27 protein-coding genes are annotated in these 25,057 nt (G+C 67.2%); 24 read left to right on the top strand and 3 right to left on the bottom strand.

All coding sequences use genetic code 11. The annotated features are described in order from the left end of the window. Positions 1–19 precede the first annotated feature (19 nt). The 3 genes from ASC46_RS06735 (at position 20) to ASC46_RS06725 (ending at position 2,896) form a co-directional block, all read left to right on the top strand. Positions 20–862 carry an alpha-1,2-fucosyltransferase gene (locus ASC46_RS06735; protein ID WP_055458539.1) on the top strand — a complete coding sequence of 281 codons (843 nt, stop codon included), beginning with the start codon at positions 20–22 and terminating at the stop codon, positions 860–862. Continuing rightward, positions 859–1,938: a glycosyltransferase gene (locus ASC46_RS20770; RefSeq protein WP_072249446.1), complete on the top strand. Its 1,080-nt coding sequence runs from the start codon at positions 859–861 to the stop codon at positions 1,936–1,938. The genes ASC46_RS06735 and ASC46_RS20770 overlap by 4 nt, the downstream gene beginning before the upstream one ends. 67 nt (positions 1,939–2,005) lie before the next feature. Then, entirely contained in the window at positions 2,006–2,896 is an 891-nt protein-coding gene (locus ASC46_RS06725; protein WP_055458537.1) for a glycosyltransferase family 2 protein, read from the top strand. Positions 2,897–3,015: 119 nt separating this feature from the next. Here the strand turns inward: ASC46_RS06725 and ASC46_RS06720 are convergent, their stop codons facing one another. After that, entirely contained in the window at positions 3,016–3,732 is a 717-nt protein-coding gene (locus ASC46_RS06720; protein ID WP_055458536.1) for a carbonic anhydrase, read from the bottom strand. Between the two features lie 269 nt (positions 3,733–4,001). Here ASC46_RS06720 and ASC46_RS06715 point away from each other — a divergent pair, with 269 nt between their 5' ends. From ASC46_RS06715 to cydX, 14 genes are all read left to right on the top strand, one after another. Beyond that, positions 4,002–4,961, top strand: coding sequence for a hypothetical protein (locus ASC46_RS06715; protein ID WP_245280492.1), 960 nt, complete (start codon positions 4,002–4,004; stop codon positions 4,959–4,961). Between the two features lie 479 nt (positions 4,962–5,440). After that, positions 5,441–5,773 (top strand): ArsR/SmtB family transcription factor, encoded by a 333-nt coding sequence (locus ASC46_RS06710; protein ID WP_055458535.1) that lies wholly within the window; start codon positions 5,441–5,443, stop codon positions 5,771–5,773. A 179-nt stretch (positions 5,774–5,952) separates the two neighbouring features. After that, on the top strand, positions 5,953–6,159 hold the full coding sequence (locus ASC46_RS06705) for a YgaP family membrane protein (RefSeq protein WP_055458944.1): 207 nt from the start codon (positions 5,953–5,955) through the stop codon (positions 6,157–6,159). Then, entirely contained in the window at positions 6,156–7,505 is a 1,350-nt protein-coding gene (blh, locus tag ASC46_RS06700; protein ID WP_055458534.1) for a bifunctional sulfur transferase/dioxygenase Blh, read from the top strand. The genes ASC46_RS06705 and blh overlap by 4 nt, the downstream gene beginning before the upstream one ends. Then, entirely contained in the window at positions 7,496–7,870 is a 375-nt protein-coding gene (locus ASC46_RS06695; RefSeq protein ID WP_055458533.1) for an ArsR/SmtB family transcription factor, read from the top strand. The genes blh and ASC46_RS06695 overlap by 10 nt, the downstream gene beginning before the upstream one ends. Next, positions 7,867–8,298: a YeeE/YedE family protein gene (locus ASC46_RS06690; RefSeq protein ID WP_055458532.1), complete on the top strand. Its 432-nt coding sequence runs from the start codon at positions 7,867–7,869 to the stop codon at positions 8,296–8,298. Before ASC46_RS06695 ends, ASC46_RS06690 begins: the two co-directional genes overlap by 4 nt. After that, positions 8,298–8,741 carry a DUF6691 family protein gene (locus tag ASC46_RS06685; RefSeq protein WP_055458531.1) on the top strand — a complete coding sequence of 148 codons (444 nt, stop codon included), beginning with the start codon at positions 8,298–8,300 and terminating at the stop codon, positions 8,739–8,741. Before ASC46_RS06690 ends, ASC46_RS06685 begins: the two co-directional genes overlap by 1 nt. 22 nt (positions 8,742–8,763) lie before the next feature. Next, positions 8,764–10,512, top strand: coding sequence for a SulP family inorganic anion transporter (locus ASC46_RS06680; RefSeq protein WP_055458530.1), 1,749 nt, complete (start codon positions 8,764–8,766; stop codon positions 10,510–10,512). Between the two features lie 240 nt (positions 10,513–10,752). Next, positions 10,753–11,331, top strand: a complete 579-nt coding sequence (locus ASC46_RS06675) for a GbsR/MarR family transcriptional regulator (protein WP_055458529.1) — start codon at positions 10,753–10,755, stop codon at positions 11,329–11,331. Between the two features lie 2 nt (positions 11,332–11,333). Next, the gene (cydD, locus tag ASC46_RS06670) at positions 11,334–13,115 is read left to right on the top strand and encodes a thiol reductant ABC exporter subunit CydD (RefSeq protein ID WP_055458528.1); all 1,782 of its coding nucleotides are present in this window, start codon (positions 11,334–11,336) and stop codon (positions 13,113–13,115) included. After that, positions 13,112–14,803, top strand: coding sequence for a thiol reductant ABC exporter subunit CydC (gene cydC / locus ASC46_RS06665; protein ID WP_055458527.1), 1,692 nt, complete (start codon positions 13,112–13,114; stop codon positions 14,801–14,803). Before cydD ends, cydC begins: the two co-directional genes overlap by 4 nt. An 81-nt stretch (positions 14,804–14,884) precedes the next feature. Next, complete coding sequence (locus tag ASC46_RS06660) at positions 14,885–16,462, top strand: cytochrome ubiquinol oxidase subunit I (protein WP_055458526.1); 1,578 nt, start codon at positions 14,885–14,887, stop codon at positions 16,460–16,462. A 5-nt stretch (positions 16,463–16,467) separates the two neighbouring features. Then, on the top strand, positions 16,468–17,625 hold the full coding sequence (cydB, locus tag ASC46_RS06655) for a cytochrome d ubiquinol oxidase subunit II (protein WP_055458943.1): 1,158 nt from the start codon (positions 16,468–16,470) through the stop codon (positions 17,623–17,625). 12 nt (positions 17,626–17,637) lie between these two features. Further along, entirely contained in the window at positions 17,638–17,784 is a 147-nt protein-coding gene (gene cydX, locus ASC46_RS06650) for a cytochrome bd-I oxidase subunit CydX (protein WP_055458525.1), read from the top strand. A 55-nt stretch (positions 17,785–17,839) separates the two neighbouring features. Here cydX and ASC46_RS06645 read toward each other — a convergent pair whose 3' ends face one another. Together ASC46_RS06645 and ASC46_RS06640 are read right to left on the bottom strand one after the other, a co-directional pair. Beyond that, positions 17,840–18,265 (bottom strand): BA14K family protein, encoded by a 426-nt coding sequence (locus tag ASC46_RS06645; protein ID WP_055458524.1) that lies wholly within the window; start codon positions 18,263–18,265, stop codon positions 17,840–17,842. A 40-nt stretch (positions 18,266–18,305) separates the two neighbouring features. Next, positions 18,306–18,728: an EF-hand domain-containing protein gene (locus tag ASC46_RS06640; RefSeq protein WP_055458523.1), complete on the bottom strand. Its 423-nt coding sequence runs from the start codon at positions 18,726–18,728 to the stop codon at positions 18,306–18,308. A 179-nt stretch (positions 18,729–18,907) separates the two neighbouring features. Here ASC46_RS06640 and ASC46_RS06635 point away from each other — a divergent pair, with 179 nt between their 5' ends. From ASC46_RS06635 to ASC46_RS06605, 7 genes are all read left to right on the top strand, one after another. Beyond that, on the top strand, positions 18,908–19,348 hold the full coding sequence (locus ASC46_RS06635; RefSeq protein WP_245280491.1) for an EF-hand domain-containing protein: 441 nt from the start codon (positions 18,908–18,910) through the stop codon (positions 19,346–19,348). 47 nt (positions 19,349–19,395) lie between these two features. Beyond that, positions 19,396–19,785: a hypothetical protein gene (locus tag ASC46_RS06630; RefSeq protein ID WP_055458522.1), complete on the top strand. Its 390-nt coding sequence runs from the start codon at positions 19,396–19,398 to the stop codon at positions 19,783–19,785. 15 nt (positions 19,786–19,800) lie between these two features. After that, entirely contained in the window at positions 19,801–20,412 is a 612-nt protein-coding gene (locus tag ASC46_RS06625; protein ID WP_245280490.1) for an RNA polymerase sigma factor, read from the top strand. Further along, entirely contained in the window at positions 20,409–20,840 is a 432-nt protein-coding gene (locus ASC46_RS06620; RefSeq protein ID WP_055458520.1) for a hypothetical protein, read from the top strand. The genes ASC46_RS06625 and ASC46_RS06620 overlap by 4 nt, the downstream gene beginning before the upstream one ends. Next, positions 20,837–21,235 carry a periplasmic heavy metal sensor gene (locus ASC46_RS06615; RefSeq protein WP_055458519.1) on the top strand — a complete coding sequence of 133 codons (399 nt, stop codon included), beginning with the start codon at positions 20,837–20,839 and terminating at the stop codon, positions 21,233–21,235. The genes ASC46_RS06620 and ASC46_RS06615 overlap by 4 nt, the downstream gene beginning before the upstream one ends. A gap of 261 nt (positions 21,236–21,496) precedes the next feature. Then, positions 21,497–24,256: a cation-transporting P-type ATPase gene (locus ASC46_RS06610; RefSeq protein ID WP_082464733.1), complete on the top strand. Its 2,760-nt coding sequence runs from the start codon at positions 21,497–21,499 to the stop codon at positions 24,254–24,256. An 83-nt stretch (positions 24,257–24,339) separates the two neighbouring features. Further along, positions 24,340–25,057, top strand: a 718-nt coding sequence (locus ASC46_RS06605; RefSeq protein ID WP_210165976.1) for a cation:proton antiporter domain-containing protein, incomplete at its 3' end; no start/stop codon positions are given.

The following is a 25,057-nucleotide window of genomic DNA, read 5'->3' as shown; positions in this document are numbered from 1 at the left end:
CGGAGGGCTTGGAAATCAGATGTTCCAGTATGCTGCGGGCGTGGGGCTCGCTCAGCATCGGGCGGGGCGAGTGGTCCTCGATCTCTCCGCCTTTGCGGCCTATGCCACTTGGCCCTACCAGCTCGACAAGCTGCGCGTGCCACAGGATATCTCGGCAGGTGAGCCTCTGAGCCGCCCAACGGGGAGGTCTCTGCCAGCCCGCATCGCGCGGCGGCTCACGGGCGGCGTCAAGGCGAGCAGCCTCTATCTGGAGCCTCATTTCCATTTCGACGAACAGTTCTTTGCACTTTCGGGTGACGAAATTCGGCTGGAAGGCTATTTTCAGAGCCCGCTCTATTTCGCCGGGTGCGAGGCCGTACTGCGGCAACGCTTCCAGCCTGCGGAGCCGTTCGGTGTCGCAGCGCAGACTTGGGCGGAGCGCATCGACGCTGTCGACCGGAGCGTGTCCCTCCATGTGCGGCGGGGGGATTATGTGACGAACCCCAGCGCTGCGGCCGTGCACGCGGTGCTCGGCGAGGGCTATTATGGCCGGGCCATCGCCCTCATCCACCGCTTGCTTGGGGGAGACGTCGATTTCTTCCTCTTCTCGGACGAGCCTGACTTCGTGCAGGAAGCCTTCGCGGGTCTGCCGCGCGCTCACGTGGTGCGCACGGACCCGGCGCGCAGCTGGGAAGACATGTTCCTGATGGCTCGCTGCAGTCACCATATTATTGCCAACAGCTCTTATTCTTGGTGGGGCGCCTGGCTCAACCCTTCGCCTGAAAAAGTGGTGATCGCACCGGGGCAATGGTTCACGCGCCACAAGCTGGCAATGACGAACGTCATGGACCTCTACCCCGAAGACTGGATCATCCTCAAATGAGCAAGCCGGCTCTCAGCGTTCTTTTGCCGGTCTATAACGGCGAGCGTTTCCTTGCCGAAGCCATCGAGAGCATTCTCGGCCAGACTTTCGCGGATTTCGAATTCATCATCATTAACGACGGTTCCCGTGACGGTAGCGGCGGGATCATCGATGATTTTGCAGCGCGGGATGCGCGTATCCGTGCCTTCCATCAAGAAAATCGGGGATTGGTCGACACGCTCAACCGCGGGATTGCCCTGGCTCGTGCGCCGCTGATCGCCCGCATGGACGCAGACGACATTTCCCTGCCGCGGCGCTTCGAGCTTCAAGTCACCCGCTTCAAGAACCGGCCAGAGCTCGCGGTAGTTGGCGGTTTCATAAATGTGATGGATAGCGATGGTCAGCATCTAAGGATTGGCGATTATCCCATCAGGGGAAACGCAGTCATAAAGTTCCTCGAGCGTAGCCCTCCCGTTGCGCATCCTGCTGTTATCATGCGCAAATCAGCCGTTGAGGCTGTAGGCGGATATCGTTCTTTGATGAAACACGTCGAAGACTATGATCTCTGGCAACGCCTGTCAGAGGCGGGTTTCCTTATCGAGAATATACCAGAGATAGTTCTAAATTATCGGTTTCATAACGAAAGTGTATCGGCTAAACACCGAGCTCAGCAGGCCCTTTTGACTGTTATCGCGCGTGTTGCTCATCATGTTAGAAAAAACGGTCTCAATGATCCTCTTGAAAACATCAGTGAGATTACAGAATCAACTATCGACCTATTTCCCGAGGAGTGCCGTTCCTATTTTGAGGCGGGCTTATTTGAGCTGCGTTATAATACGATTTCGTTGAAGAATTCCCAGGAGATTGAGCAAGCTCTTCGGGAACTGGGCCGGCTTTCTCCAATTGTCCAGAGAGAGGATTGGATTATTCACTTCCTTCTTCGCGCGGCAGGAGGATCGTGGCGGAATCGTCGGTACGCTACAGCTGTAAGCTGCTTTAGTAGAGCGACAGTTAGAAATCCCGCGCTTGTCTCGATGCTCTCGGCAGCCAAAATGTTCCGCTTGGGCCGACGCGTCCTCTTTCGCCCGCCTAGATAGGGTGGCTGTTGGCACAGCCTGTGCGTTGACCTACAAGTCGCTCTGCTCACCACGCCTGCATGGTGCAATGCATCCCTCCGAGATCAGCGTCGTCATCCCCACCTACAACCGGGCGCATTGCATCATGCGGGCGCTCGAAAGCGTCTTCGCGCAGTCGCTCGCGCCGGGGGAGATCATCGTGGTGGACGATGCCTCGCGCGATGATACGGCGGCGGTGCTCGCACCTCATGCCGGGCGGATCCGCGTCATCCGGCACGAGACGAACGCCGGGGCCTCCGCGGCACGCAACACGGGGATCGCCGCGGCGCAGGGCACGTGGGTGGCGTTTCTCGACAGCGACGATGCCTGGCGGCCGGACAAGCTCGCGCGCCAGCTTGCGTTCATGGCCGTTCACGGCATCAACGTCTGCTGCACCAATTGCGATCTCATCTGGCCCGACGGGCAGGTGGAGCCCGCGTACCGGCCCTATCCGCCGCGCATGGGCATCGGCCATTACGTCTGGGGATGTTTCACCTGCCCGGGCTCGACGCTGATCGCGCGGCGTGACCTCATGGCGGCCATCGGCGGCTACGACCTGCGCTATCCGCGCTACGAGGATTGGGACCTGTTCCTGCGCCTTGCCGATCATCCGGACGTCGTGCTCGGCTTTCTCAACGACTATCTGGCCGATGTCTGGCGTGACTCCGCGGCCAATGCCGCCCTCGTCGACAAGGGCCTCGACCTGATGGTGGACGACCACCTCGAGCGTCTTTCGCAGCGGCCGGGTGCTCTCGGCCGGTCGTTTCGAGCAGCCATCGCCTTCGCGCGCTCGTCGAACGAGACCTCGCGCGGCCGCTACCTCCCGGCAGTCTGGCATCTTGTCGAGAGCTTCGCGCTTGCGCCCGTGCGCAACGAGGCTTTCCGCATCATCCTGTGGCCGTTCCTCAAGCGCAAATGCCTCGGCACGATGCTGCGCTGAGGGGATGTGCGGACGGCGCCGGCATACCGGCGCCACCATGAGGGGATGGATCAGCCGGGTGCCGACCCCGGGTGAGCCGAACGCCACGGTTGTTCCTGTGGGCTCCGCAGGCGGACGGCTCAGACGAGCGTGACTTTGCCGGTCGCCAGATTGTAGACGCCACCGACGACCTTGGCCTTGCCCTCGCTGACGAAGCGCGACACGATCGGCCCGGCCTTCGTCAACTCGGCCACGTTGTGGCGCACGTTCTCGATGATGGCGCGGTCCAGCAGGTCGTCGGAGCCTGCCTTCTTGGCCGCCTCCACCGCCGGCTTGATGGAGTTGACGAGCTCCGGCAGGTGGCCGGGTAGCTCGGCATTGTCCTTCAGTACCTTGATGGTGGCGTCGACGGCGCCGCAATTGGTGTGGCCGAGAACCATGATGAGCGGAATGCCGAGGAACTTGACCCCGTATTCCAGGCTGGCGAGCCCGTCGGTGTTGACGAAATTGCCGGCGACGCGGACGACGAAGAGCTCGCCCGGTCCCTGGTCGAAGGCAAGCTCGGGCGCGACACGGGAATCGGCGCAGCTCACGACGGCGGCGAAGGGGTGCTGGCTCTCGGCGCGCGCCGCCCGGCCGGCGGAGAAGTCCTTGTTCGCGGCGGTGTTCGCCGCATAGCGGGCATTGCCATCGACGAGCCGCTTCAGCGCCTCGTCCGGCCCGATGGCATTGGGCGGCGCGCCCGTCTGGGCCACGGCCGGGCCGAGTTGCATGCCAAGCCAGGCGGCGGTGCCGGCGGCCAAAAGCCCCCGCCGCGACAGGTGCGAGCGGTGCCCGCATCGTGGATCATTGCACATGTTCTGCCCCCCTTTCTCATCCGAGATCCTGTACCGGGCGACCGCCATGACACGCCGCCCTGCGGGCCCGCTCACGCATGGCTCCGCATCGACGCTGCATCGCACCCGGCAATGGCCGGATTGTTATACATTGAGCGCGGGCTTGAAATGCCCAAACTTTGCATGTAGTGGCAGGATCGCAACTAATATTAGGTTCATCGTTGATATATTTATGAAATATTTCAGGGAAATTTAAGCATAGCTGCCGTAGGTGGCGGGGGTGCGCGTTGGTGGCGAGTGCTGCATTGCAGGACGAACGGGGATCGGGGGAGGCGCTCGCCAATGCTGCAGAGCTTGCGGCGCTGGAGGACGCTGCGGCGCACCTGCGCCGGCATCCTGGCTTTCGCGCGGCGCTCGCCGCCTACTGCCGGGGGATGAGCAGTCCGGCGCGGATCGACTGGCCGGTCTACAAGCTCTTCGACCAGATCGGCCGCTATCTGGTCTGCTACATGCTGATCCACAACTACTACGCATGGGTCCGGGGCACGGGGCCCGCGCCGACACTCACGGCCCTGCAAAAGGTTTCGGGCGCCAGTGAGCGACAGACGGCCGGGTTCGTGGCCGCCCTCAAGTCCGGCCGCCTCATCCTCACCGAGCCATCGCCGAACGATCGCCGCGTGAAGCACCTGCGGCCAGCACCGCCGATGATCGCGGAAATCGGCCGCTCGGCGCGGCTGTTCATCGCTGCGTCGGACGCCCTTGCGGGCCGGGGCGGGGCGCGCGCTGCGCTGCTTGCGGACAATCACGATCTTCTCGGGGATGTGATCCGCCGGTCGGCCGCCTATGTGCTGGCGCACGGTACCCTCATCCATCCCTTCCCGCGCGTGCTGCATTTCGCAGAGCGCGACAGCGGCTATCTGTTGCTGACGGCAGTGTTCGCGGCCCGTTTCGATGGCCTTGCCTCGTCCCCCGCGGCGGGCTCGCTGAGCTACCGGCAACTCGCGCGGCGCTTCCAGGTCTCGGCCGCCCACATCGGCAGCCTGATGAACGAGGCCCAGCGCGAAGGCTGGTTCCACACCGACGGGCGCGGGCGGCTTGCCGGTGTCGCGCCCGATTTCGTCGAGGAGTTCGCGCAATGGGCCTCATGGCAAATGGTCCATTGCACCGGTCTCATCGAGGCGGCGCTCGCCGCGACCGGTTCGGCGCTAGTTGAGGCGGGAGGGCCGGGCGTTCCTGCCGACGCCGGCTAGCGGAAGGCCGCCGGGCCCCTTCTCGATGGTTCGGTCGGATTCCCCGACCGGGCTTCAAGCTGATCCGAACCGGCTCCGTGGCACCCCCGGCAGCGGTTGGCGGCCGGTCGCTTCTGCCCATCGGGTGAATATTCAATTTCATCACCGATCAAGACCCCGGCGAAGCCGCAGGCGGAGTGTCTCGCTCATTCGGCATCTTAACTGTTCGATCAGTCAGTGCATGCTGAGCGCTCCTTCCGCCGGGCGCTTCAATGTCCGCACCAAACGCGGCCATTGCCGTTTCTTGGTGCGGACGATCGGCGGCCCGGGCGACGAGCGACGGCGCGCGCGGCCTTCGCGGAACCATGGGGAGGAAAGCGGCTGAACGTTGAGGGCGGACAACGTTCGGCCTATCCGGCCTGATGCTACCCTCTGCATGGCCGGGAAGGATGCAAATGCCGTCTTGACATGTATCTTCGAATTATCGTAGGTTCGCACAAATGAATATCGACAGCCAAACCATGCAACGGGCTGCGGACGAGGCCAGCGAGCTTCTCAAGGCCCTGGCCAACCGTCATCGCCTGTTGATCCTGTGCCAGCTCGTCGACGGGGAGAAGTCGGTCGGGCAGCTCGCGGAGTTCCTGGGCATCCGGGACTCCACCGTGTCGCAGCATCTGGCGCTCCTGCGCCGTGATCGGCTGATCGCTGGCCGGCGGGAGGGGCAGACGATCTGGTATCGGATCGAGAGCGAACCGGCACGGGCGATCCTGGTCGCTCTCTACCAGTCCTTCTGCACGCCTGCCTTGCCGGAGGCCGTAGGCGCCGAAGCCTGACCGGAAGGGAGGGTGACACGGACCGCGGCGGGTTCAGCCCAGAGCGTCGCGAGGGAACCCAAGCCCGTACCCCGTCGCGTGTTTGCAGATTCTTGTAACCAAACAGTTGCAAAAATTTGCAATCGTTATCATGTAAGTATCAACTGAAGGCGATGGCCTTCTCGGGAAAGGGCATGACCATGACGAGGAATATCGGAGGCATTGACCGGGCGGTCCGGATCATCGTCGGCCTCGCACTTCTGTCGCTCGTCGCCTTCGTCGACGGCGATGCGCGCTGGTGGGGGCTTCTCGGCCTTGTGCCGCTACTGACGGGTCTCTTCTCGCTCTGTCCGCTCTACACGCTCCTTGGCGTCAACACGTGTCCCATCAGGGGAGAACGCAGGTGAAGCTCGTCTGGATCACCGATGCCCTTGCCGTCGGCGAGCAACTCCGGCCCGGAGACGTCGAAACGCTCGCCGCGGCCGGTTTCGCGGCCATTGTCAACAACAGACCGGACGGCGAGACTCCCGGCCAGCCGGAGGCCGAAGCGATCGCGACGGCGGCGCGGCAGGCCGGGCTCGCCAGCATTCACCTGCCGGTTGCCGGCATGAATATCGGCGAGGAAACGGTGAGGGCCTTTCAGCGGGCCTTGGCCGCCAGCCCGGGCCCTGTCCTCGCCTTCTGCCGGTCGGGGACGCGCTCCCTCACGCTATGGGCCATCGGCGAAGTACTCGATGGCCGGATGGCGAAGGGCGATCTTGTCTCGTTCGGGGCCGAGCATGGGTTCGATCTCTCAGCCGCAGTCGCTTGGCTGACGACAAGGGGCGCACCGGACACCGGCCCTCAGACGCTTATCAGGAAAGGAACAGCCATGGTGCAGAAACCCGAAGTGACCGGCTTCTTCGACCCTCGCACCTGGTCGGTCCAGTATGTCGTTGCCGACCCGCAGACGAGGAAATGCGCGATCGTCGATCCCGTCTTCGATTTTGACGAGAAGTCGGGGCAGACGGCCTCGAAGAACGCCGATCGCATCCTCGCCTTCATCAGGGCGAAGGGCTACGAGGTCGAGTGGATTCTCGATACACACCCCCATGCCGACCATTTCTCGGCGGCGGCCTATCTGAAGGAGAAGACGGGCGCCCCGACAGCCATTGGCGAGAAGGTCACGGAGGTCCAGAAGCTCTGGAAGGGCTTCTACAACTGGCCGGATTTTCCGGCCGACGGCTCGCAGTGGGACCGGCTCTTCGCCGACGGCGACACCTTCAAGGTGGGCAACATCGACGCGCGGGTGATGTTCTCGCCCGGCCATACGCTCGCCTCGGTCACCTATGTCATCGGCGATGCGGCCTTCGTGCACGACACGCTGTTCATGCCGGACAGCGGAACCGCGCGCGCGGATTTTCCCGGCGGCAGCGCCAGGGTGCTGTGGCGCTCGATCCAGGACATCCTGGCGCTGCCGGACGAGACCCGCATCTTTACCGGCCACGACTACCAGCCGGGTGGCCGCGAGCCGCGCTGGGAATCGACCGTCGCCGAGCAGAAGGCGAAGAACATCCATATCTCGGAGTTCAGGACCGAGGAGGCCTTCGTCGCCGCCCGTGAAGCGCGCGACAGGACCCTGCCCATGCCCAAGCTGATCCTGCAGTCGCTGCAGATCAACACCAATGGTGGGCGCCTGCCGGAGCCGGAAGGCAACGGGCGGCGCTATCTCAAGATCCCGCTCGACCTCCTTGAGGGCGCGGCATGGGAGTGACATCCGTGACGGAAAGGTCCTTCGGCGAGTTGTCCGGCATGAAGGAGAAGGTGGGCGATGCGTCCGCCTTCCTGAAGAAGATGTCGAACCCGGACCGCCTGCTGGTCTGCTGCGCGCTCGTCGAGGGCGAGCGCTCCGTGCGCGAGCTCGAAGAGACGCTCGGCATCCGCCAGCCGGGTCTGTCGCAGCAGATCGCGGAACTGCGCGAGGCCGGCCTCATCGCCGGCCGCAAGGAGGGCAAGCACGTCTTCTACCGGCTCGCGGATCCACGCATCCAGGCCTTCATCGAGACCATGCACCGGCTGTTCTGCGAGACCGGTGCGCCCCACCGGCGTTTGCCGGCCTCATACGAGATCGACCCATGACAGAGTTCACACCCGTCGCCTCCTTCCTCGGGGGCACGATGATCGGCCTTGCGGCCGTTCTCCTCATGGCCGTCCATGGCCGCATTGCGGGCATGACGGGCATCCTCACCGGCCTCCTGCCGCCGCTCGCGGCCGACTGGGCCTGGCGCGCGGCCTTCATCGTCGGAGCGATCGGCGCCCCGGCTCTGATCGTCGCTCTGGCAGGCCGGTCTGCCATCGCTTTCGAGAGCAGCATGCCCGCTCTCTGGCTCGTCGCGGGTGGGCTTCTCGTGGGCTTCGGGGTCCATTTTGCCTCGGGCTGCACCTCCGGCCACGGCGTCTGCGGGCTTGCCCGGCTTTCGCCGCGATCGATGGCGGCGACGGTGACCTTCATGGCCGCGACCGCCGCCACGGTCTTCTTCGTCCGCCACGTTCTGGGAGGCCTGTGATGGCGCGTATCGCCCTTGCCCTTCTCGCCGGTCTCGTCTTCGGCGCCGGCATCGCCGTGTCCGGCATGATCAACCCGGCCAAGGTGCTCAATTTCTTCGATCTTGCCGGATCGTGGGATCCGTCGCTCGCCTTCGTGATGGGCGGCGCCCTCATCGTCACCGCGATCGGCTATCGCGTCGTGCTGCAGCGCCCAAAACCCCTCCTCGACGAGACCTTCCATCTGCCGACGGCACGGCGGATCGACTTGCCGCTCGTTTCGGGCGCGGCCGTGTTCGGCATAGGTTGGGGTATCACCGGCTTCTGTCCGGGCGGTGCCGTGCCGGCGCTCGGGCTCGGACAGCCGCGCGCGCTCATCTTCGTCACTTCGATGCTGGCCGGTATCGCGCTGGCGCGCTTCCTCCGCGGTGGCCTGGCCGGGCGGGCCCGGTCGCGTACTGCCTGACGACTGGTGGAGCGAGGCTACCATGCGCAGCGCTGTAGCTCGGCTTGAACGCTACCTGCCGATCTTGACGTGGGGCAGGGCCTATGACCGCGCAAGCCTCGTGAGCGACCTCGTGGCGGCGCTGATCGTCACGATCATGCTCATCCCGCAGTCGCTGGCCTATGCGATGCTCGCCGGCCTGCCGCCGGAAGTCGGCCTCTATGCGTCGATCCTGCCACTCGTCGCCTATGCGCTGTTCGGCACCAGCCGCACGCTTGCCGTCGGGCCCGTGGCTGTCGTCTCGCTCATGACCGCCGCAGCGGTCGGGGAGATCGTGGCGCAGGGGACCGCCGGCTATCTGGCGGCCGCCGCCGCGCTGGCACTGCTCTCCGGCGCGATGCTGATGCTGATGGGCCTCCTGCAGCTCGGTTTCCTTGCCAATTTCCTGAGCCATCCTGTGATCTCCGGTTTCATCACCGCATCCGGCATCCTGATCGCGGCGAGCCAGATCAAGCACATCCTCGGCATCGCGGGCGGCGGCGACACGCTGCCGGCGATCGTCGCGACGCTCGCGGGCGCCGCCTCCGGCGTCAATCCCCACACCGCCGCCATCGGGCTCGGCGTCCTTGCCTTCCTGCTCTTCGCCCGCACGCGGTTGAAGCCGCTTCTCATAGGGCTCGGCCTCGGGCGGCGCGCAGCCGATCTTCTCACCAAGGCCGCGCCGATCCTCGCTGTCGCCGTGACGATTCTCCTGGCGAAGGGCTTCGACCTTGCCGCGCACGGTGTTGCGCTGGTGGGCGCCATCCCGCCGGGGCTGCCGGCGTTCGCCGTCCCGGACATCTCGCCCCATCTTCTGGGGCAACTCGCCGGGCCGGCCTTCCTGATCGGCATCATCGGCTTCGTCGAATCCGTCTCCGTCGCGCAGACTCTCGCCGCCAAGCGGCGCCAGCGCATCGAGCCTGACCAGGAACTGATCGGGCTCGGAGCCGCCAATATCGCGGCCGGCCTGTCGGCAGGCTATCCCGTGACGGGGGGCTTCGCCCGCTCGGTCGTCAATTTCGACGCTGGGGCGGAGACGCCGGCTGCGGGCGTGTTCACGGCGGCTGGCATCGCCGTTGCGACCCTCTTTCTGACGCCTTTCCTCGCGGCTCTTCCGCAGGCCACGCTTGCCGCGACCATCATCGTCGCCGTGCTTTCGCTTGTGGACCTGCGGGCCATTCGCCATGTGTTCGCCTATTCACGAGCCGATTTTGCTGCCATGGCGGCAACCATCGTGGTCACATTGTCCTTGGGCGTGGAGCCCGGCATCGTGGCGGGTGTCGGTCTGTCCCTCTTCCTGTTTCTCTACCGCTCGAGCAGGCCCCACATGGCCATTGTCGGCCAGGTTCCGGGCACGGAGCATTTCCGCAACGTCGCGCGCCATGCGGTGCTGACGGAGCCGCACATCCTCTCGATCCGTGTCGACGAGAGCCTCTATTTCGCCAACAGCCGTTATCTGGAGGACCGGATCGCGCAGCTGGTGGCGGAACGGCCGCAGGTCCGGCACGTTGTGCTCATGTGCCCGGCGGTCAACGAGATCGACGCCAGCGCGCTCGCCAGTCTCGAGGCGATCAACCGCCGCCTCGCCGATGCCGGCATCGCCTTTCATCTGAGCGAGGTGAAAGGCCCGGTCATGGACCGCCTGCGGCGCTCCGATTTCCTCGACCAACTGACCGGGGAGGTGTTCCTCAGCCAGTTCGCAGCCGTCAGGTCTTTGCGCGGCGCGGAGCACCGGCCGCTCGCGGTGGTCTAGGTCGGCGGCTTCCGATCCCGTCGTTGACGGCAGGGAGCCTTTGATCGCCGTCAATGCCGCAGGGCGTGCCCCGGCGCAGCATCAGCCTGTTCACGGGCGACGGGGTGGGGATCATGCATGCTCCGGCTGACGTTGCCGCCGCGCAGGCGGGTTCCAAAGAACATTCGCACTTGCGCATATACGACGAGTTGCGTATATAATTTTCAGAAATTTCTGAAATTGATGCTTGGGTGCGCGGTCATGAACCTTCCTCCCCTCGTCCAGTCCTTCGTGCTGCATTTCGGCGAGATGGGCAGCCGCTGGGGCATCAATCGCACGGTCGGGCAGATCTATGCGCTGCTCTATGTCTCGCCTCAGCCGCTCTGCGCCGACCAGATCGTCGAGGCGCTCGGCATCTCTCGCTCCAACGTCTCCATGAGCCTGCGCGAATTGCAGGCGTGGAATCTCGTCCTGCTCAAGCACCGGCCTGACGACAGGCGCGACTTCTTCACGACGCCGGACGATGTCTGGCAGATCCTGCGGACGCTCGCCGAGGAGCGCAAGAAGCGCGAGATCGACCCCACCCTGTCGGTCTTGCGCGAGATCCTGATGCAGAAGCCGGGCAATGACGACGAGCGCTTCGCCCAGGAACGCATGGCCGAGATGCACGGGCTGATCGAGCGCCTGACGACCTGGTACGACGACGTCAAGCAGCTCGACACCGACCGGCTCGCCATGCTGCTCGGCCTCGGCTCCCGTGTGACCAAGTTCCTCGAAGCCAAGGACAGGATCGTGTCCATCGCCCGCCGGAAACCGGCGGCCCGCGAACGCAGGGAATAGAGATGACACGGGCCGGCACGATCAGCACCGCTCCGGCGACCGCCCGGCGCAGCGCCATTCTTCCGGTGGGCGACGACCGTGCCGTCGTGCAGGGGGCGGGTGCCGGTGCAAGCCATGCCGCCAGTCGCGCGCAGCGACGTGCTGCGACGCGCACGGGCGCGATGTTCCAGGCGGCGGCCTCTCTCCTGTGGATCCCGCAGGCCGGGTTGCTCGCTTGGTCGGTCGCGGACATCGCCGGCGGCAGCGGTGTCGACGCCATTCTCGTCAATGCGGCCGGCGTGCTGCTCATCGGCATCCTGCGTGCGCTCCTCGATGCGCTCGGCGGCCGCATGGCCTTTCGCCAGGCGCGGGCCGTGCTCGCGGAGCGGCGCCGCGAGGCCGTGGCCGCGCTCGCTGCACGCTCCCCGGTCGATATCGGCCGCCCGGCGGCTGGCCTCGCCGCGAGCACGCTTGCCGAACAGGCCGAGGCCATCGTGCCCTATCTTTCGCGCTTCCAGCCGGCGCGGCTGCGGGCGAGCATCGTCCCGGTCGCCATCCTTCTCGTCGTGCTTGCCTGGTCCTGGGCCGCGGCGCTCGTGCTCCTCGTCGCCGCGCCGCTGATCCCCGTCTTCATGGCGCTCGTCGGCTGGCGTGCGAAAGCCGCGAGCGAGGCGCAGCTCGTCGAGCTCGGCGGCATGAACGCCTTCCTGCTCGACCGGCTGCGCGGCCTTGCCACCATACGCTCGCTCGATGCCGTCGATGCCACGGCGCGGCGGCTCAGGGCCGATGCCGAGAGCCTGCGCATCAGGACCATGGCGGTCCTCAGGATCGCCTTCCTGTCCTCCGCGGTGCTCGAGCTTTTCGCCGCCCTCGGCGTCGCCATGGTCGCCGTCTATGTCGGCTTCCACCTCCTCGGCCAGTTGCCGTTCGGCACCTGGGGCGATCGGCTCACGCTCGGGGAGGGGCTCTTCATCCTCCTGCTCGCGCCCGCCTTCTTCGAGCCGCTGCGCGACCTGTCCGCCGTCTGGCACGACCGGGCGGCGGGCGAGGCGGCGCTCGATGCGCTCGCGCGCCTGTCGCAGAAGGGCTGCGAACTTCCCGGCGCGGAAGACGGGCACCCGTTGCCCGGGCCGGTTGCCGGCGCTGCGCCGTCCGTCCGCATCGAGAAGCTGCGCTTCGGCCATGCGGGGCGGGGCGGGCCGGTCTTCGACGATTTCAACCTCGTGGTGGCGCCGGGCGAGCGCGTTGCTCTGCTGGCGCCGAGCGGCGGCGGCAAGTCGACGCTCATCGCCCTTCTGGCCGGGCTCGTGGCGCCCGAGAGCGGCCGCATCCTCATTGCCGGTGAGGCCCTCACGGCCCGGAGTGCCGGGCGCCTGCGCCGCCGCATGGCCTGGATCGGCCAGCGCCCGCATGTCTTCGCGGGATCGCTCGCCGCCAATGTCACGCTCGGCCGGGACGGGATCGGCCGGGATGCGGTCGAGGACGCGCTTGCTCTCGCCGGCCTCGCCGAGGTGGCGGAGCGGCGGGGCGCGGCGCCGGTCGGCGAGAACGGCGTCGGCCTGTCGGGCGGGGAGGCTTCACGCCTTGCCCTCGCGCGCGTCGCGGTGACGCCGGAGGCCGGCCTCATCCTTGCCGACGAGCCGACCGCCCATCTCGACAGCGTGACTGCCGCGAGCATCACCGAGGCGCTGATCCGGCTCTCCGCGGGACGGACGCTGATCGTGGCGACGCACGATCCTGTGCTCGCCGCCCGCATGGATAGGGTCGTCCATCTCTCCGCGACACGCCTGGAGGACGTCGCATGACCGGGCTTGTGCGCCAGCTCCGTCCCGTCGCCGGGCTCTTCCTCTCCGGCAGCCGTGCCATGCTGATCGCAGGCGTCTTGCTGTCGGTCGCCACGGCCCTCTGCGGCATCGCGCTTCTCGGCCTCTCCGGCTGGTTCATCACCGCGACCGGGATCGCGGGCCTCTCGGCCGCCACGGCGCTCGCCTTCGACGTCTTCGTACCGTCCGCCGGCATCCGCTTCCTTGCGCTCGCGCGGACCGCGTCCCGCTACGGCGAGCGGCTGACGACACATGACGCTACGCTCGCCGTGCTCGCCGCGCTGCGTGAGCGCCTGTTCCGCGGCTGGGCGCAGCCCGGTGCCGCGCGGGACCTCGTCAAGCGGCCGGCGCGCCTCCTGTTCCGCCTGACGCTCGACATCGACGCGCTCGATTCGCTCTATCTGCGTGTCATCGTGCCCATCATCGGCGCTTGTGCCGTCGCCCTTGCGGCGGGCGTCGTGCTGGAGCTGATGCAGCCGCTCCTCGGCTTGTCTGCCGCCGGCTTCCTCATCCTTGCCGGCGCCGGCCTGCCGGCCGCCGCGGCCGTGGCGGCGCGGCGGCCCGCGCGGCGCCGCGCCCATGGGCTCGAGGTGCTGCGCTCGCGCGCCATCGACCTCGTGAGCGGTCAGACCGAATGGATCATGGCCGGGCGGCTCGCCGCGCGGCAGGATGGCCTTGCCGCCGCCGACCGCTACCTGTCCGAGAGCGACGATGCGCTGAACCGCATCGAGGTGCGCACCGGCGCCGGTTTCGCCGTCGCGGGGGCGTTGCTTCTGGCTGGCACCCTCGTCGCGGTCGCGCTGCTGGCCGAAAGCGGCACCATCGGCGCGCCGGTCGCGGCGCTCGGCCTCCTGGTGACTCTTGCGGCGATGGAGCCCTTCGCAGCGCTGCGGCGGGGCGCGGTCGAACTCGGCCGCACGCTCATCGCGGCCGGACGGATCGCGCCGCGGCTCGCTTCGCCCTTGGAAGCAGCAGGCCCCGTCGCGCCGCCCGCCGGCGTCGCCGCCCGCCTCGAGGACGTCACGGTGCGGTATCCGGGTGCCGCGAGGCCGGCCCTCGACGCCATCACGCTCACCATCGGCGAGGGCGAGCGCATCGCGCTCATCGGTGCGAGCGGTGCCGGCAAGTCGACCTTGCTCGGCCTGCTGGCCGGCGAGGTCGCTCCGCAGGCCGGCCAGGTCGCGCGCCGCGCGGCGACGCTGCTCACCCAGCGCACCGAGCTGTTCCAGGACACATTGCGCGACAACTTGCGCCTCGCCGACCCGCGGGCGGACGATGCCCGCCTGATCGAGGCGCTCGACGCCGCCGGCCTCCGGGACGACACCGAGGCACTGCCGAACGGGCTTGACACCCGTCTCGGCGAGGGCGGCCACGGCCTGTCGGGCGGTCAGGCGCGGCGGCTCGCCCTCGCGCGGCTGCTGTTGCGCCCGACGCCGCTCTGGCTCCTCGACGAGCCGACCGAAGGGCTCGACGGGATGACGGCACGCGACGTTCTCGCCCGTCTTGGCGGAAGCGCCGGAGACCGGACGATCGTCGTCGCGACGCATATCAGGCGCGAGGCGGAGGCTGCGGAGCGCCTCGTCATCATGGATCGGGGGACCATCGCCGCCATCATCGCCCGCGGCGAGCCCGGCTTTCAGGCCGCGCTCGCCACGCTGCGACCCGACTGACGGTATTCGACCGCAGCAAGGCGCCGCCCGCCGGTGACGCCGCAAGCACAGGGGGCCCGGGCAAGCCGGACTTGACGTCAAATGGAACTCGACATCGTCGCCCTATCGCGGCTGCAGTTCGCGATGACCGCGCTCTACCACTTCCTCTTCGTGCCCTTGACGCTCGGCCTTTCCGTGCTGCTCGCCATCATGGAAACGGTCTATGTCATGACCGGCCGCCCGATCTGGCGCCAGATGACGAAATTCTGGGGCACGCTGTTCGGCATCAACTTCGTGCTCGGCGTCGCCACCGGCATCGTCATGGAATTCCAGTTCGGCATGAACTGGAGCTATTACAGCCACTACGTCGGTGACATCTTCGGCGCGCCGCTCGCCATCGAGGGCCTGATGGCCTTCTTCCTCGAGGCGACCTTCGTCGGGCTGTTCTTCTTCGGCTGGGACAAGCTGTCGAAGGTCGGGCACCTGATGACGACCTGGGCCGTGGCGCTCGGCTCCAACTTCTCGGCGCTGTGGATCCTGATCGCCAACGGCTGGATGCAGAACCCGGTCGGGTCGGCCTTCAATCCCGAGACGATGCGCATGGAAGTGACCGACTTCTTCGCGGTGCTGTTCAACCCCGTCGCGCAGGCCAAGTTCGTGCATACGGTTTCGGCCGGCTACGTCACCGCCGCCATCTTCGTGCTCGGCGTTTCGGCCTGGTATCTCCTCAAGGGCCGGCATGCGGAGCTCGCCAAGCGTTCGATGACCGTGGCCGCGTCCTTCGGCCTCGCCGCCTCGCTGTCGGTCGTCGTGCTGGGGGACGAGAGCGGCTATCTCTCCACCGAGCACCAGAAGATGAAGCTCGCCGCCATCGAGGGCATGTGGGAGACGGAGCCGGCGCCCGCTGCCTTCACCCTCGTCGGCTTTCCCGACCAGAAGGCGCGCGAGACCCATTATGCGATCAAGATCCCGTGGGTGATGGGGCTCATCGGCACCCGCTCGCTCACGCAGGAGATCCCGGGCATCGACGAACTCGTCACGCGGGCCGAGGCGCGTATCCGGCAAGGCATCGCGGCCTTCGACGCCCTGCAGCAGATCCGCGCCGCCGGCGGGGCGGACAAGGTCACGTCGGAGGTCCGTCAGGCCTTCGAGAACAACGGCCATGACCTGGGCTATGCGCTGCTCCTCAAGCGCCATGTCGACGATCCGCGCGAGGCGAGCGAGGCCGACATCAGGCAGGCGGCCTGGGACATGGTTCCGCACGTGCCGACGCTGTTCTGGTCCTTCCGCATCATGGTCGGGCTCGGCTTCTTCTTCATCGGCCTGACGGCGCTTTTCTTCTACCTGTCGGCGCGGCGCCGGCTGGACCGCTATCCCGGGCTGCTGCGCCTTGCGGTCTTCGCCATACCGCTGCCGTGGATCGCGGCCGAGCTCGGCTGGATCGTGGCGGAGTTCGGCCGGCAGCCGTGGATCATCGAGGGTGTGCTGCCGACAGCCGCTGCTGTCTCGAGCCTCGGCGCCTCGACGGTGCTGATGACGATCATCGGCTTCGCTCTGATCTACACGGTCCTCATCGTCATCGAGATGGCCCTGATGGTCCGCGCGATCCGCAAGGGCCCGGAGGCAGACGACGAACCGGAGGCCGAACTCGTTCCCCAGTCTCTCGTCGCTGCAGAGTGAGCGCCATGATTCTGCATCAACTCATCGACTACGAAACCCTGCGTGTCGTCTGGTGGCTGCTGCTCGGCGTTTTGCTGATCGGCTTTGCCGTGATGGACGGCTTCGACCTCGGCACGGCCACGCTGCTGCCCTTCGTCGCGAAGACGGACGTGGAGCGGCGCGTCGTCATCAATGCCGTCGGTCCCGTCTGGGAAGGCAACCAGGTCTGGCTGATCCTCGGCGGCGGCGCCATCTTCGCTGCCTGGCCGCCGCTCTATGCCGTGTCTTTCTCGGGCTTCTACCTCGCGATGTTTGCGATCCTCTTCGCGCTCATTCTGCGCCCGGTGGGCTTCAAGTACCGCTCGAAGCGCGACAGCGCGGTCTGGCGGGCCGGATGGGACTGGGCCCTCTTCGTCGGCGGCTTCGTGCCCGCGCTCGTCATGGGGGTCGCTGTCGGCAACGTCCTTCTGGGCGTGCCCTTCCGGTTCGATCCGGACCTGCGCATCTTCTACGAAGGAACGACGCTCTTCGAGTTGCTCAACCCCTTCGGCCTCCTGTGCGGGCTCCTCTCTGTCGCCATGCTCGTCATGCACGGCGGCGCTTGGCTCGTGCTGAAAAGCGAGGGCCCGGTCGCCGAACGCTCGCGCATCTGTGGCAGCATCGCGGCCTTCGTCACGATCGTCCTCTTCGCGCTCGGCGGACTGTGGCTGTGGCTCGGCGTTGACGGCTACCGGATCACCAGCGAGATCGCCACGACCGGTGCCTCGAACCCGCTCGCCAAGACCGTCGAGCAGGCTCCCGGTGCCTGGTTCGAGAACTACGGCCGCCATTCCTGGATGATGCTCGCGCCGGTCCTCGGCTTCGCCGGCGCGCTCGGCAGCCTCGCCTTCTTCAAGGCGCGGCGCGAGGTTTCGGCGCTGCTGGCCTCGTCGGTGGCGATCCTCGGCATCATTTCGACGGTCGGGCTGTCGATGTTTCCGTTCATCCTGCCCTCGTCGATTGATCCGCGGTCGAGCCTGACGGTGTGGGATGCCTCCTCGAGCCATCTGACGCTCTTCATCATGCTCGTGGTCACCGCGATCTTCGTGCCGCTCGTCGTCGCCTATACGACGTGGGTCTACCGCATCCTCTGGGGCAAGGTGGACGCCAAGGCAATCAGCGACGGCAGCGGCCACGCCTATTGAATGGAGAGTGCAATGTGGTACTTCGCCTGGCTTCTTGGCCTGCCGCTCGCAGCTGCCTTCGCCGTGCTCAATGCCATGTGGTACGAGCTCATGGACGATGCGGCGAAGGCGCGGATGGAGCCCATCCGCGCCACGGACGGCGAGCGACCGTCCCGCTGAACGCGAGGAGACGCCGCCCTCGGGCGGCGTCTTGCCGTTGGTGGCCGGCCGAAGCTCAGCTATAGGGCGACCAGCACGGCTGGCGCGGGCCGTCATGTGGCTGGTAGCTGTTGTCGTAGGCGCGGTAGGACCGATAGTGGGCGTAGCACCAGCGGATGTGCGCCGCCGGCAGGGGCGGCGTGAGCGCCCGGCCGGCCGCAACCCCTGCGGCGAAGGCGGCCGGCGGGAACCAGTAGCCGTTGTGGTACCGGTAGCCGGGGCGGGCCACCACGAAGCCGCGGTAGCCGTTATAGTAATAGATGCCGCCGACGGCGTAGAAGCCGCGGCGATGCACGATCGGCTCGACGAGATCGGGCTCCGCGACCGAAACGGGCATGGATGCGCCGGCGGCGAACGCGGACGGCATGGCGGCGGCCGGCGTCGCCGCCGAAACGAGCGCGAGCGCGGCGGCGCGGACGGCTGTGAGCAGCCTGTGTCTCATTGGATCTCTCGGTGCTGTGGCTTGTGAGGCAGGGACTGGGCTAACGCCTGAGCGCCCGCAGTTCGGAAAGCGACAGCGAGCGGTCGCCATCCGCGTCGGCACCCCGCAGGCGATCGGGAACGAAGCGGGCGAACTCCTCCCGCGAGATGCGGCCGTCGCCGTTCGCGTCCATGCGCTCTGCCCTTGCCTCGAGCCCTTCCAGCGATGCCGCCTGGAACCTGCCGGCATCCTTCAGGCGCGCGGCTGCCGCCTTCTTTTCCTCTGGGTCGAGGAAGCCGTTGCCGTTGCGGTCCATGCTGTCGAAGAACCGTGCGCGCGCTTCCGCGATCTCCGAGAATTGCAGTGCCCTGTCGCCGTTGCGGTCCATCTGCCTGAACATCTGACGGGGTCCGGGGCTATCGAAGGCGCAGGCGCTGCCCGGAAAGAGCACCAGCATCGCCGCTGCGAGAGCTTTCCACTTCATGCCGATCTCCGTTCGTGAGGAGCGCTGCAGCGCTCCGACGACGGTTCTACGCAGGCTGGCGGGCGCTCCTACGCGGCGCGCATGGTTTCGCTTGGGCGCGTAGGACGAGACGTCGCGGGCCGTATTGGTCGAGGCTGGCGCAGTTGCGGATGCGCGGCAGGAACGGAAGGAACCTCGCCATGAACACGCTGATGAAGATGGTCCTTATGGCCCTCGCAACCCTGGGCACGACAACCCTCGCGGTATCACAGACCCGCCCGGCGGATATGCGGTTCATCGAACGTCTCGACGCCGATGGCGATGGCGTCCTGTCGCGGAACGAGGTCGCCACGGCGCGGCAGCGTCTCTTCGCGCGCTTCGACCGCGACGGCGATGGTGCGATCGATGACAGGGAGATCGAAGCCCTGCGCGACGCCGTCACGGATCGCGCGGTCGCCCTGCAGGCGCGTCTCGGCCGCGCGTGGCGGCGGATGGATACGAACGGCGACGGCCGGGTCTCGGCAGAGGAATTCCGCGCCCGGACGATCCTGTTCGATGTTGCCGACCGCGACGGCGACGGCCGGCTGTCGTCCGCCGAAATCGCCTTCATGCGCGACCTCATCCTCGGCCGTCGCGGTTGACGACGGACCTTTTCCGACGGCCACTGTCACGTTCAGGGAGAGCCTCCATGCGTTTCTCAGCCACGACTGTCCCGGTCCGGCTCTGTCTTGCCGTTCTCGGCCTCGCCGCGACGGCCGGGGTCGCGCCCGCAGCGGAATGGACGCGCGGCACCGTCCAGGGGGGTCAGCTTAGCCGCCATGTCACCGGCGACGGCCTCGTCTACAGCGGCCAGACGACACGCGTCGGCCCGAACGGCGGTACCTATACCTCGAGCGCGACGTGCCTCAACGGCGTCGTCGACCGCTGCCGCCGGAGCTACACCGCGATCGGGCCGGCCGGCGGGACCTATTCCGGCGAGCGGGCGAGCGCGCGTGGGCCGTTCCGGGTGCGCTCGGTCGGCCGCATCACGGGTCCCGACGGCGGCGTTGCCGTCGGCGGCCACCGCCGTTGGAGGTGAGGTGGGGTGGAGCGGGTGCAGGCGCCCGATGCCGTGGAGACGCCGGGACAGGGCGAGGATGAGCGTCTACTCGCCCGCATCGCGGCTGGTGAGCAGGTGGCGCTCGTCCGGCTCATCGATCGGCATGGGCGCGGCCTTCGCCTCTTCGCCACGCGCTATCTCGGCAGCGCGGACGACGCCGAGGACGTGGTGCAGGACGTGTTCGTCACGGTGTGGAAACGCGCTGGGCGGTTCGATCCCGCAAGGGGGCGGGCGACGACCTGGCTCTACCGGATCGCCGCCAACCGCTGCATCGACATGCGCCGGTGGCGCAGCCTGCGTGTCTTCATCGGCCTCGACGAGGTGGCGGAGACGCTGCCGGCGGCCGGTGTCGACGCCGACATGCGCCTCGCGGCGCGGCAGGAGCTCGCGGCAGTGCGCCATGGCCTCGCGCGTCTGCCCGAGCGCCAGCGCATGGCGCTGCTGCTGCGCGCCGTGGCCGATCTCGACGTTCCGGCCATCGCCGAAGTCATCGGATCGAGCACCGGGGCGGTCGAGCAACTGCTCGTGCGGGCGCGGCGCACGCTGCGCGAACACACGACGGACGTGCGCGCAGACAACAAGCAAGAAGAAGGGAGATTGCGATGAACAGGGATGATTTCGAGCAGCTTCGGCGCCGCTTCGGCGAGGATGTGGCCGCATGGCCGCCGCCATACCGGCAGGAGGCAAGGTCCTTTCAGGAGGGCAACGGCACCGACGACGACCTCGACCGCCTGCTGCGCGCAGCTATTGACGCCCCGGCCGACGAGCGGGCGCTGGCGCGCAAGGTCCTGTCGCGGATCGAGGGATCGCGCCGGCCGGCTCATGTCCTGTCCGCCTCCTTGCGGCATATGCCCTCTTCCGCCGTCGCCGCTTGCCTGGCACTGGTCCTCATGGTGGCCGCCGCCGCAGGCTATCGGCTCGGCGGACGGGGCCCGGAGGCGGCGAACGACACACTTCTCGCATTTGCGGCGGGCGAGCCGTCTGGCCTCGACGATATCGTAGAGAGCCTTGGATCCGTCGGAGACGAACTGTGAAACGAGTGGTCCCGATCCGGCTCCTTCTGGTCGCTGGCCTTGCGATCTCGCTCATCGCGAATGTCTTCCTCGTCGGCTTCATCGTCAGGGGCGAGCGTCAGGCGCGTGGCGCGGGTTTCCTCGCCGAGAGCATTGCCGCGGCCTATCCTGAGGAGATACGCGCCGGCTTCCGCCGTCAGCTGCGAGACAACCGGCCACGCGTGCTGACCGCCCTGCGTGACGTGCGCGATGCGAGGCGCACCCTTGCCGCGGCGGCCAATGCGACGCCACTCGACGAAAAGGCGGTGGAGCGGGCGATGGAGGACGTGCGCACAGCGACGGACGCACTGCAGCGGCTCATGCAGGATCTTCTTCTTCAGACGCTGCGCGGCCGACAGGACGCGGGCAGGCCCTGACGGGCGCATTTGCAGATCGTCACGCGCCATGGTCCCGCGGAGCGGCCGCAGCCTGTCGTGCATGAAAAACAGTCCGCACGATGCGGACGGCCTCACGCCCACCCGCGGCATCTGCCGGGGCCATTGATCCCGGTCAAGAGCGCGCCGCGTGCGTTCCTTTAGTCTTCGGTGCCGATGCCTGCCAGCGCTGCCGCGCGGCTGTCATCGCCGTCGGCCCACCGCGCCTGATCCCGCGGCGGGCATTGCAGGGGAGCCCGACGCATGCGCAGCCTGACTTCTGCATCCCATGCCATGTCGTCGGCCCATCCTGCCGAGCGCGGCGTCTCAGGGGAGCAGGCCGTGCTGGATCTCGACCGGACCTGGCATGCCGTCACGCCGGCCGAGGCGCTGCAGGCGACCGGATCGTGTCCGGACGGCCTCAGCGAGGCGGAGGCGGCGCGGCGGCTCGAACGCTTCGGTCCCAACCGCCTGCCCCAGGGGCAGCGGCGCAGCGTTCTGATGCGTTTCCTGCTGCAGTTTCACAACCTGCTCATCTACGTGCTTCTTGGCGCGGCCGTGCTTGCGGCGATGATCGGCCACGAGACCGACGCTCTCGTCATCGCCGCCGTCGTCGTCGTGAATGCGATCATCGGCTTCGTCCAGGAGGGGCGCGCGGAGCAGGCGCTCGGGGCGATCCGCGCGATGATCGATCCGCACGCCTCCGTGATCCGCGATGGCCGGCGTCTGACGATCCCGGCGGACGAGGCGGTGCCGGGCGACATCGTCCTGCTCGAGGCGGGCGATCGGGTGCCGGCGGACCTGCGCCTCGTCAAGGCGCGCAGCCTGCGTGTGGACGAGGCAATTCTCACGGGCGAATCCGTTCCGGTCGACAAGGCCCTGGACCCCGTCGACCTCGATGCAGCCCTCGGCGATCGCGTCTCCATGGCCTTCTCCGGCACCTTCGTCACTGCCGGCCAGGGCACGGGCGTCGTCGTTGCGACGGGCGCAGCGACGGAACTTGGCCGCATCGGCACGATGATCGGTGCTGTCGAGCAGCTCACCACGCCGCTCGTGCGCCAGATGGATGAGTTTGCACGGCAGGTTTCGGCCGTGGTGCTCGGCGTCGCGGCCCTCGTCTTCGGCTATGCCGTGCTCGTCCAGTCCCATGATCTCGACGATGCCTTCATGGCGGTGGTGGGCCTTGCCGTTGCAGCCATTCCGGAGGGTCTGCCGGCCGTCATGACGATCACGCTCGCCGTGGGCGTGCAGCGCATGGCTCGCCGCAACGCCATCATCCGCCGCCTCCCGGCCGTAGAGACGCTGGGCTCGGTCTCCGTGATCTGTTCGGACAAGACGGGCACCCTGACCCGCAACGAGATGATGGTAAGCGCGGTTGTGACTGCCGACCATGAGATCAGAGTCGACGGCACGGGCTACCGGCCCGAGGGCAACTTCCGGGCGAAGGACGGGCGCGAGCTCGATCCGGCCGCCGATCCGGTGCTGGAGGAACTGTCGCTTGCGGCCTTGCTGTGCAACGATGCGCAACTGCGGCGGCGTGACGGGGACTGGATCGTCGACGGCGATCCGATGGAAGGGGCGCTGGTGTCGCTCGCCATGAAGGCGGGGCACGACACAGCCGCGGCGCGCGCCGGCTTCACCCGCCTCGACGAGGTGCCGTTCGATTCCCGCCACCGCTACATGGCAACCTTGCACGCCCGAAACGGGCACCCGCCCGTCGCCTATGTCAAGGGTGCGCCCGAACGCATCGTCGCCATGGCCTCGCGCGTGGCGACCCTCGAGGGCGAAGAGCCGATCGATCGCGCGGCCTGGCACAGCCGGATCGATGCCCTAGCGGCCGACGGGCAGCGCGTCATCGCACTCGCACGCCGGACGATGGACGCCGGCGCCCGTGCACTGGCGTCGGACGATGTCGAGCACGACCTGACGCTGCTCGGCCTCGTCGGGCTGATCGATCCGCCGCGCCCGGAGGCGATGGCCGCCATCGCCGAATGCCGGGCGGCCGGCATCAAGGTCAAGATGATCACGGGTGATCACGCGGCGACCGCGCGCGCCATCGCGCTCCAGCTCGGTCTCGCGGACGACCCGAAGGCCGTGACTGGCCAGGATCTCGACGCCGCCAGCGCGGACGATTTCGACAGGTACACGCGCGAGGCCACCGTCTTCGCCCGAACCAGCCCCGAGCACAAGCTGCGCCTCGTGGAGGCGCTGCAGCGGGACGGCTCCATCATCGCCATGACGGGCGACGGCGTGAACGACGCCCCGGCCCTGAAACGGGCGGATGTCGGCGTCGCCATGGGCGGCAAGGGCACGGAAGCGGCAAAGGAGGCGAGCGAGATGGTCCTCGCCGACGACAACTTTGCCTCCATCGTCGCGGCCGTGCGCGAGGGACGCACGGTCTACGACAATCTGACCAAGGTGATCGCCTGGACATTGCCGACGAACGGCGGCGAGGCCTTTACCATCATTCTCGCCATCCTGTTCGGCCTGACCCTTCCCATCACGCCGGTCCAGATTCTCTGGATCAACATGGTCACCGCGGTCGCGCTCGGCCTCACCCTCGCTTTCGAGCCGACGGAGCCTGACGCCATGCGGCGGCCGGCGCGCCCAGCCGGCCAACCCCTGCTGTCGGGGCGCCTCCTCTGGCGCATTCTCTTCGTTTCGGCACTGATGGTTGCCGGCACCTTCGGCATCTATGCGTGGGCGAGCGCCCGTGGCCTCTCCGTCGAGGCGGCACGCACGATGGCCGTCAACACCATCGTCGTGATGGAGATTTTCTATTTGTTCAGCGTCCGCTACGTACACGGCCCGTCGCTGACCCTCCAGGGCGTCCTCGGCACGCCCGCCGTGCTCATGGGTCTTGCGACCGTCGTCGTGGCGCAACTGGCCTTCACCTATCTGCCCGTCATGCAGACAGTCTTCGGCAGCAGTCCGGTATCCTTCACCGACGGGCTGGCGATCATCGCCGTCGGCATCGTGCTCCTCGTGATCGTGGAGGTCGAAAAGCGCCTCGTCTCCCGATAAGCCGAAGTAAGATGCGGGAAATGACGTAGGATCGAAGGAGAACAGTCAGCGGTCCGACGGCACGAGGCAGGGATCCGAGCTACATGGCTGACGTCGTTTTCCAGGAGATCGCATGGCTGCTGCTGGCAGCCGCCGCCGTCGGGTTATTGGGCGCAGTGCTGCGGCAGCCCGTCATCGTAAGCTTCATCGCCGTCGGCATCGCGGCGGCCGCGTTCTTCGACAGCAGTGCCGAGACGGCGAGCCAGATCCGTTTCCTGGCCGAACTCGGTGTGGCGCTTCTGCTGTTCCTCGTCGGCCTCAAACTCGACTGGCGCCTGATCAAGACCCTGGGGCCCGTCGCCCTGGCCACCGGTCTCGGTCAAGTCGCCTTCACCGCGGGCATCGGGTTCCTCATCGGCCTTGCGCTTGGGCTCGACTGGCTCACCAGCCTTTATGTGGCGGTCGCGCTGACCTTCTCCTCGACGATCATCGTGGTGAAGCTGCTGAGTGACAAGCGTGAGCTGGAGACGCTTCATGGCCGAATCGCTCTGGGTTTCCTGATCGTTCAGGACATCGTGGTGGTTATCGCGATGGTGGTCCTGTCCACGATCGGGATCGGCGCCGCTCAGGGTGGTAGCGGGCTCGGCGACCTCGCCATGGTGCTCGGTTCGCTCTTCGCGGTCGTGGTGCTGCTCGTCCTGTTCGTTCGCTATCTGGCCGATCCGCTGATGAGCCGTCTTGCCCGCACGCCGGAACTGCTCGTCATCGCCTCCATCGGATGGGCGGCGACGGCGGCCACCATCGGCGACACGATCGGTCTCG

The sequence above is a fragment of the Chelatococcus sambhunathii genome, assembly GCF_001418005.1.
Taxonomy (GTDB): domain Bacteria; phylum Pseudomonadota; class Alphaproteobacteria; order Rhizobiales; family Beijerinckiaceae; genus Chelatococcus_A; species Chelatococcus_A sambhunathii.
Note: the sequence above shows the minus strand (reverse complement) of the source record. Positions and strands in the feature narration are given on the sequence as shown.

Coding starts and splice junctions, on each gene's coding strand:
- ASC46_RS06735 (WP_055458539.1), top strand. CDS start 20: ATGTTCCAGTATGCTGCGGGCGTGGGGCTCGCTCAGCATCGGGCGGGG.
- ASC46_RS20770 (WP_072249446.1), top strand. CDS start 859: ATGAGCAAGCCGGCTCTCAGCGTTCTTTTGCCGGTCTATAACGGCGAG.
- ASC46_RS06725 (WP_055458537.1), top strand. CDS start 2,006: ATGCATCCCTCCGAGATCAGCGTCGTCATCCCCACCTACAACCGGGCG.
- ASC46_RS06720 (WP_055458536.1), bottom strand. CDS start 3,732: ATGTGCAATGATCCACGATGCGGGCACCGCTCGCACCTGTCGCGGCGG.
- ASC46_RS06710 (WP_055458535.1), top strand. CDS start 5,441: ATGAATATCGACAGCCAAACCATGCAACGGGCTGCGGACGAGGCCAGC.
- ASC46_RS06705 (WP_055458944.1), top strand. CDS start 5,953: ATGACGAGGAATATCGGAGGCATTGACCGGGCGGTCCGGATCATCGTC.
- ASC46_RS06695 (WP_055458533.1), top strand. CDS start 7,496: ATGGGAGTGACATCCGTGACGGAAAGGTCCTTCGGCGAGTTGTCCGGC.
- ASC46_RS06690 (WP_055458532.1), top strand. CDS start 7,867: ATGACAGAGTTCACACCCGTCGCCTCCTTCCTCGGGGGCACGATGATC.
- ASC46_RS06685 (WP_055458531.1), top strand. CDS start 8,298: ATGGCGCGTATCGCCCTTGCCCTTCTCGCCGGTCTCGTCTTCGGCGCC.
- ASC46_RS06680 (WP_055458530.1), top strand. CDS start 8,764: ATGCGCAGCGCTGTAGCTCGGCTTGAACGCTACCTGCCGATCTTGACG.
- ASC46_RS06675 (WP_055458529.1), top strand. CDS start 10,753: ATGAACCTTCCTCCCCTCGTCCAGTCCTTCGTGCTGCATTTCGGCGAG.
- cydD (WP_055458528.1), top strand. CDS start 11,334: ATGACACGGGCCGGCACGATCAGCACCGCTCCGGCGACCGCCCGGCGC.
- cydC (WP_055458527.1), top strand. CDS start 13,112: ATGACCGGGCTTGTGCGCCAGCTCCGTCCCGTCGCCGGGCTCTTCCTC.
- ASC46_RS06660 (WP_055458526.1), top strand. CDS start 14,885: ATGGAACTCGACATCGTCGCCCTATCGCGGCTGCAGTTCGCGATGACC.
- cydB (WP_055458943.1), top strand. CDS start 16,468: ATGATTCTGCATCAACTCATCGACTACGAAACCCTGCGTGTCGTCTGG.
- cydX (WP_055458525.1), top strand. CDS start 17,638: ATGTGGTACTTCGCCTGGCTTCTTGGCCTGCCGCTCGCAGCTGCCTTC.
- ASC46_RS06645 (WP_055458524.1), bottom strand. CDS start 18,265: ATGAGACACAGGCTGCTCACAGCCGTCCGCGCCGCCGCGCTCGCGCTC.
- ASC46_RS06640 (WP_055458523.1), bottom strand. CDS start 18,728: ATGAAGTGGAAAGCTCTCGCAGCGGCGATGCTGGTGCTCTTTCCGGGC.
- ASC46_RS06635 (WP_245280491.1), top strand. CDS start 18,908: ATGAACACGCTGATGAAGATGGTCCTTATGGCCCTCGCAACCCTGGGC.
- ASC46_RS06630 (WP_055458522.1), top strand. CDS start 19,396: ATGCGTTTCTCAGCCACGACTGTCCCGGTCCGGCTCTGTCTTGCCGTT.
- ASC46_RS06620 (WP_055458520.1), top strand. CDS start 20,409: ATGAACAGGGATGATTTCGAGCAGCTTCGGCGCCGCTTCGGCGAGGAT.
- ASC46_RS06610 (WP_082464733.1), top strand. CDS start 21,497: ATGCGCAGCCTGACTTCTGCATCCCATGCCATGTCGTCGGCCCATCCT.